The sequence below is a fragment of the Streptomyces sp. DvalAA-14 genome (assembly GCF_900091855.1).
Taxonomy (GTDB): Bacteria; Actinomycetota; Actinomycetes; order Streptomycetales; family Streptomycetaceae; genus Actinacidiphila.
Window position 1 is genome coordinate 1 of sequence record NZ_FMCH01000240.1, and the last position, 6055, is coordinate 6055.

General features: G+C 71.6%; 9 protein-coding genes. 7 read left to right on the forward strand and 2 right to left on the reverse strand.

The features are described 5' to 3' along the window. The 5 genes from GA0115240_RS12825 to GA0115240_RS12845 all read left to right on the forward strand — a co-directional run. On the forward strand, window positions 1-431 hold a 431-nt coding region (locus GA0115240_RS12825; protein ID WP_176725057.1), incomplete at its 5' end, for an HRDC domain-containing protein. Between the two features lie 137 nt (window positions 432-568). Further along, the gene (locus GA0115240_RS12830; protein WP_093736814.1) at window positions 569-910 is read left to right on the forward strand and encodes a hypothetical protein; all 342 of its coding nucleotides are present in this window, start codon (window positions 569-571) and stop codon (window positions 908-910) included. A 172-nt stretch (window positions 911-1082) separates the two neighbouring features. Continuing rightward, window positions 1083-1430, forward strand: a complete 348-nt coding sequence (locus GA0115240_RS12835; protein WP_272919891.1) for a WhiB family transcriptional regulator — start codon at window positions 1083-1085, stop codon at window positions 1428-1430. Further along, the gene (locus tag GA0115240_RS12840) at window positions 1427-1762 is read left to right on the forward strand and encodes a hypothetical protein (RefSeq protein WP_093736816.1); all 336 of its coding nucleotides are present in this window, start codon (window positions 1427-1429) and stop codon (window positions 1760-1762) included. The genes GA0115240_RS12835 and GA0115240_RS12840 overlap by 4 nt, the downstream gene beginning before the upstream one ends. A 148-nt stretch (window positions 1763-1910) precedes the next feature. Further along, window positions 1911-2105 (forward strand): hypothetical protein, encoded by a 195-nt coding sequence (locus GA0115240_RS12845; RefSeq protein ID WP_093736817.1) that lies wholly within the window; start codon window positions 1911-1913, stop codon window positions 2103-2105. A 13-nt stretch (window positions 2106-2118) separates the two neighbouring features. Here the strand turns inward: GA0115240_RS12845 and GA0115240_RS12850 are convergent, their stop codons facing one another. Together GA0115240_RS12850 and GA0115240_RS12855 are read right to left on the reverse strand one after the other, a co-directional pair. Further along, a complete protein-coding gene (locus GA0115240_RS12850; protein WP_093736818.1) occupies window positions 2119-3468 on the reverse strand; it encodes an ABC1 kinase family protein in 1350 nt (449 codons plus the stop codon). A 22-nt stretch (window positions 3469-3490) separates the two neighbouring features. Further along, window positions 3491-4606: a TOMM precursor leader peptide-binding protein gene (locus GA0115240_RS12855; protein WP_093736819.1), complete on the reverse strand. Its 1116-nt coding sequence runs from the start codon at window positions 4604-4606 to the stop codon at window positions 3491-3493. A gap of 253 nt (window positions 4607-4859) precedes the next feature. On the opposite strand from GA0115240_RS12855, the gene GA0115240_RS12860 reads away from it, so the two are divergent. Together GA0115240_RS12860 and GA0115240_RS12865 are read left to right on the forward strand one after the other, a co-directional pair. Further along, entirely contained in the window at window positions 4860-5456 is a 597-nt protein-coding gene (locus GA0115240_RS12860; RefSeq protein ID WP_093736820.1) for a M48 metallopeptidase family protein, read from the forward strand. 98 nt (window positions 5457-5554) lie between these two features. Continuing rightward, window positions 5555-6055, forward strand: a 501-nt coding sequence (locus GA0115240_RS12865; RefSeq protein WP_141708816.1) for a TerD family protein, incomplete at its 3' end; no start/stop codon positions are given.

Genomic DNA, 6055 nt, shown 5'->3' on the forward strand with positions numbered 1-6055 from the left:
CGGTGCTGTGCCGGGTGTGCGGGCGCACGCTGTCGGAGGCGGGCGAGATCAAACTGATGCGCTGTGAGGACTGCCCCTCCGATCTCGACGAGGCGCTCTACGAGCGGCTGCGGGTCTGGCGGATGGAGCAGGCGAAGGCGCTCGGGCAGCCGGCCTACTGCGTGTTCACCGACAAGACGCTGCTGGCGATCGCGGAGGTGAGGCCGCCGGGTGAAGCGGAACTCTCCTCCATCGCCGGGGTGGGGGCCCGCAAACTCGACAAGTTCGGGGCGGACGTGCTGGCCCTGGTCGCGGGCGGGGAGCCGGGCGCCGCCGCGTCCTCGGCGCCGGCCGGTGAAGCGGAAGGCGAGCAGGCCGGACCGTACGAGGAGCCCCCGGACGACCTCTTCGAGGAGCCCGAGGAATCTTCTTTCGAGGAAGCCGAAAAATAGTTTGCGCATCCCGCTGAGGGACCCATAGCCTTCCTGAGCGCGAACGGGAACGGCTCTTCCAAGAGCCCACCCGCTCGTGATGTACTAGGCAAGTACGGTCCACCGCCCTTACGAGACGCCGAGAGGAGGCGAGCCCAATGATCAGCCTGATGACCACCACAAAAATGACCGATCGTTCGGTCGTCGCCGCCTGCCCGCTCGGCATTTCGATGCACGCCACCGGTCTGTCCATGACCTCTGCGACCTCTGCTCTCCTGCCGGTTCTGCCCGTGCGTGAGCGGAGTGAGCGACCGATCAAGGCGTCCGCGGTAGCGGCGGCAGCGGCACAGGCCCAGGCCTATGCCTTTGCGGCGGCGGCCAACGGCGCCGGCGCTGGTACCGCCGAAGGCGCGAATGGCGCCAATGGACAGCAGAAGACGCAGCAGCACGGCAGCAAGTGGGCCTTCCGCGGGCTCCAACCCTGGAGTGATCCAGCCTGATAACGCATCAGGTCGGCACCTCAGGGCCGCGGAATCCCAGACCGGGATCCGCGGCCCTTCTGTTTTCTCCAGACGGAAACAACCGAAAACCGGCCGACCGGCCGGACGACAGACGAGGAACGAACCAACCGTGCCTACCGCCCAGCACGAAACGTCCGGACCCAAGCCCGACCTGAGCCACCCTCCCCAGGGCCGCGCGCCCGGGGACCCGTGTACCGCCCCGACTTCGGAGACCACCTTGCTGCCCCTGACCGAGCTCGACGACGAGATCGAGCGACTCGGCGTGCCCGTCCCGTGCCGGACCTACGACCCCGAGGTCTTCTTCGCGGAGTCCCCGGCCGACGTCGAGTACGCCAAGTCCCTCTGCCAGACCTGTCCGGTCCGTGAGGCCTGCCTCGCCGGCGCCAAGGACCGCCGCGAGCCCTGGGGCGTATGGGGCGGCGAACTGTTCATCCAGGGCGTCGTCGTGGCCCGCAAGCGGCCCCGTGGCCGTCCGCGCAAGAACGCTGTCGCCGCGTGAACGCCAGGAAGTCCCGGGCGCCCGGAACCATCGACCGCCCGCTGACGCACGACCCGAAGAACCATCACCCGAAGAAGCAGGCCCCCATGACACCCACCCTCGGCGAACTCGCCGCCCGCACCAACGACGCTCTCGCCTCGCAGCAGAACAGGAACCTCGAAATGCAACTCATGCCAGAAGCGCTGGCTCGTGCCCACATGCACCAACGCCTGCAAGAGGCCGAACACGAACGCAGGTCGCTCCGCCTGCTCGCCGCGCGCCGGCTCCAGCGTCGCGCCGAGCGCGCCTCGCTGCGCGCCCGCCGGGCGCTGGCCATGGTGGTGATGCAGTAACCAGGACGCAGTAAGCGCCGCCGGGCCGCCGCATCGCCGCCCAGGGCGCCGCTGACCTCGTACGATCCTGCGGAACCGGTCGAAACCGACCGGTTCCGCGCGTGCGTGGGGGTGACAAACCAGGCATGGGCGGAGGTATCGTCACCCAGTGGATCAGAAGACCTCTCAGACCACGACCACGCAGACCACGACCACGTGCGCCCGCTGCGGCCACACCGCCGAAGGTCTGCCGCTGACCTGGGTCTGCTCCGTGGAGAACGGCGGTCGCCTGTACTTCTGCGACGACTGCGCCCGCAGGCATCTGCGCAGCATCGAAGCGCGGCTCGACTCGGCCTGGTGGTAGCGGCGCGCCCCCCTCAGGCGGACTCCGCCGCACCCCCCGCGTCGAAACCGGGCAGCCACTCGCTGAGCTCCTCCCGCAACCGCACCGTCGCGCCCAGCTGGCACAGCACCCCGATGGTGCTCAGCGTCACGCGGTGGATCAGCAGATACGACGGCGGCAGATTCAACTGCTTGCCCAACTGGTGGGCAGGCGACCGCGGATCGGCGATCCGCGCCGCCTGGCCCCGCATCCAGGCCCGCTCGAAGCCGAACTCCTCCAGGCCGGCCGGCTCGATGATGGGCTGCAGATAGTCCAGCACCGCGTCCGCGTCCAGCGTGATGGCCGGGCGGACGAAACCCTCCTCGCGGAGCATCGCGTACACCTGCTCGGCGTCCCCGGCCAGCGCCAGCCGCAGCGCGGTACCGATCGGCAGCGGCAAGCCGTCCGGCAGCCGGTCCACGGTGCCGAAGTCCAGCACGCCCAGCCGCCATCCCGACGCCGGGCCGTCGTCGGTCAGCAGCCGGAAATTGCCCGGGTGCGGATCGGCGTGCAGCAGGCCGGTGCGGGCCGGGCCGGCGAACAGGAAGTGCGCCAGCAGCTGCCCGGCCCGGTCCCGCATCTCCTGGGTACCGCCCGAGATCACCTCGGACAGCGGCACTCCGTCCATCCACTCGGTCACCAGCACCTGATCGGCCTGGTGGACCACGTCCGGCACCTCGATGTCCGGATCCCCGGCGAACTCCCGGGCGTGGACATGCTGCGCCTCGGCCTCCAGCTCGTAGTCCAGCTCCTCCGCCACCCGGGCGCGCAGCTCGGCCAGCAGCGGCTTGACGTCCATCCCCGGGATCAGCGGCCCGAAGAGCCGCGCCACCCGGCCCAGCTGGGACAGGTCCGACAGCAGCGCCTCGCCGGCCCCCGGATACTGGACCTTCACCGCCACCGGGCGCCCGTCGCTCCACACCGCCCGGTGCACCTGGCCGATGGACGCCGCCGCGGCCGGCTTGTCCTCGAACTCGGCGAACAGCGAGCGCCAGTCCTTGCCCAGCCGCTCCGCCAGCACCTTGTGCACCGAGCGGGCCGGCAGCGGCGGGGCGGCCTCCTGCAGCTTCGTGAGTGCCGCCCGGTAGGGACTGGCCACGTCCTCCGGCAGCGCCGCCTCGAAGACCGACAGGGCCTGCCCGAACTTCATCGCGCCGCCCTTCAACTCACCGAGCACCTTGAAGAGCTGTTCCGCGGTGCGCTCCTGCAGCTCGGTGGCCACCTCGTCGGCGGGCCGGCCGCCCAGCCGCTTGCCGAGCCCGAGCGTGGCCCGCCCGGCGAACCCCAGAGGGAGCGCCGCCAGCTTGGCGGTGCGGGTCACTGCCTTGCGCGGAAGATCAGACATGCGCCCCCTCATTTCCCATCGGTCAGCTGCGTTTCCCATCGGGCACATGGCCATTGTGCCCCCCTCCGGCGCCGCACCCGCAGCGCTCGTCCGCCGACAGGGGCCTCAGGCGGGTCGACAACCGGCCGAGTGTCAGCTCCAGCCGGGCTCCCGAACTCGGCGGCAGCCGCCCGTCCAGGTAGGCCAGCACGTGTGTCGCGGCCAAGCCCGCCACGGTCGTGGCCAGCGCGATGTCGCAGGCGGGCACCCCCGGCTGCCGCCTCGATCTGAGCTGCGCGAGCATCCGCGGCCAGGCCGGATCCTCCGCGGCCAGCCGCAGGCCCAGGCACTCCCCGCAGCCCGTGCGCCCCGGCAGCACCAGCGGGCCCACCACGCCGGTGCCCTCCAGCACCCCCGCGTAGAGGTGGGGCACGCCCGCGGCGACGAGATCCCGGGCCTCGCCCACCTCGGGCGCGTACGCGTCGATGCCGTCACGGGGGGCCAGGACGGTGATCGCGGATCCGGGCACGGGCTGGGGGTCTCTGCCGTCCCCGGGGCCGCGGGGCTCCGGGGAGGCCCGTCTGACCGCGCCGCGGCCGGCAGCGTCGCGCCGGTCGCCGATGTGCTCGGCCGGAATACCGCACGGCGTGGCGTCCCAGGGCTCGACCCGGCCGGTGTCGACCAGGTCCACCGCCCCCACGCCCGCCGCGGCGAGGACGGCGGCCAGCGCGGAGCCCACCCGTCCGGCGCCGTGCACGCGCACCCGGGACGCCCGGCGGTGCCGTATCCGGGTCGCGGCGCCGCCGGGACCCGGATGGATGACGGACAGGGCGGCCAGGTCCGGGCGGAGCCGGTCCAGGGCCGGGGTGCGGTGCCGCAGGGCCGCCGACAGCGTCGCGTGGCTGGCCGCGTCGTCCAGCACGCCGCCCTCCGCGAGCAGGCCCAGCAGCCGTCTGACCCGGTCCGGGCCGAGGCCGAGGGCGCCGGCGTCCCGGGTGAGGGTGGGAGCGCTCCGGGTGCCGTCCAGCAGGTCGAGGAAGCCGGCCGCGGCGCCGTCGACCGGTTCGAGCACGACCGCGTGGGCCGGGTCCATTCCGAACTGCACGCTTTCCCGGTCCCGCCAGCTGCGGCGCAGCGCGCTCTTCAGCATCGGACGCATGGCATTTCCCCGTTCTTCTTTCCTTCGGCGGCGCTAGTGACGGCGCTCCTGTTCGCCGCCGGCCGATATCCGCGCTCCCGTTCACTCTCCGTGAGCACGCAGCATCAGAATGCCGCAGCGCGCACGATGCGCCGTTGAGTTATCCACAGGCTGTGAGGAATAGTCATTCGATATGGGTACGAACCGAGGTGATTTGCGGATCAATCGGCCTGGAGACAGGACTTCGCACCGCCGCAGCGGGTAACGTCGAGGCGTGTCCGCCGATCCAGCGTCCGACCTCGCCAGCCAGCCCACCCGCGGCCTCCGCACGGGTGCGGGGGGAGCGGTGGAGGTACGCCGCAGCGCCCGCCGGCGCCGCACGGTGTCCGCGTACCGCGACGGCGACCGCACCGTCGTGCTGATCCCGGCGCGGATGTCCGCGGCCGAGGAGCAGCGCTGGGTCGCGGTGATGCTGGAGAAGCTCGCCGCCCAGGAAAGCCGCCGGATGCCCGGCGACGACGAGCTGGCCGCCCGCGCCGAGCGCCTGTCCGAGCAGTATCTGCACGGCCGCGCCGTCCCGGACACGGTGCGCTGGGTGACCAACCAGAACTCCCGCTGGGGCTCGTGCACCCCCGCCGAGGGCAGCATCCGCCTGTCGCACCGGCTGCGCGGCATGCCCGAGTACGTCATCGACTACGTGCTGCTGCACGAGCTGGCGCATCTGCTGGTGCCCGGCCACGGCCCCCGCTTCTGGAAGCTGCTGGAGAGCTACCCGCGCACCGAGCGGGCCCGCGGCTATCTGGAGGGCGTGGACGCGGTGGACCGGCTGCCGAACCCGCAGCGGAATCTCGAAGGGCTCCGCGGCGAATAGGCCAAGGTAATGGCCGCTGTCGGTCCGACCGGTTAGCCTGACGCAACGCACACGCGGTACGCACGAGCGGCGTTGAGGGGATGGGGGACGGTCGCACCATGGCCAGGGAATTCCAGCGTGGCCACAAGGCCAAGATCAGTGATCTGACGGCCGGCACGGATCTTTACGTCGGCGTGCGGATCGCCGGACCCGGGCTGAGTTTCGACATCAGCTGCTTCGGCCTCGACGCCCAGGAGAAACTCTCCGACGACCGGTACTTCGTCTTCTTCAACCAGCCCAAGTCGCCCGAGGAGTCCATCCAGCTGCTCGGCGCGCAGTCCGGTGACACCGAGTCGTTCCGGGTCACCCTGGACCGCGTCCCGGCCGCCGTGCAGAGGCTCTCCTTCACCGCGACCATCGACGGCGACGGGCAGATGTCCCAGGTGGGCCCCGGCTATCTGCGGATCGTGGCGGGCGGCGAGGAGGTCGCCCGGTACGCCTTCACCGGCGCCGAGTTCAGCACCGAGCGGGCCGTGATGCTCGCCGACGTCTATCTCAAGGACGTGTGGCGGTTCGCCGCCGTCGGCCAGGGTTTCGACGGCGGGCTCGCCGCCCTGCTG

Excerpts from the sequence above, each read along its gene's own strand:
- GA0115240_RS12830 (WP_093736814.1), top strand. The coding sequence starts at position 569 with ATGATCAGCCTGATGACCACCACAAAAATGACCGATCGTTCGGTCGTC.
- GA0115240_RS12850 (WP_093736818.1), bottom strand. The coding sequence starts at position 3,468 with ATGTCTGATCTTCCGCGCAAGGCAGTGACCCGCACCGCCAAGCTGGCG.
- GA0115240_RS12855 (WP_093736819.1), bottom strand. The coding sequence starts at position 4,606 with ATGCGTCCGATGCTGAAGAGCGCGCTGCGCCGCAGCTGGCGGGACCGG.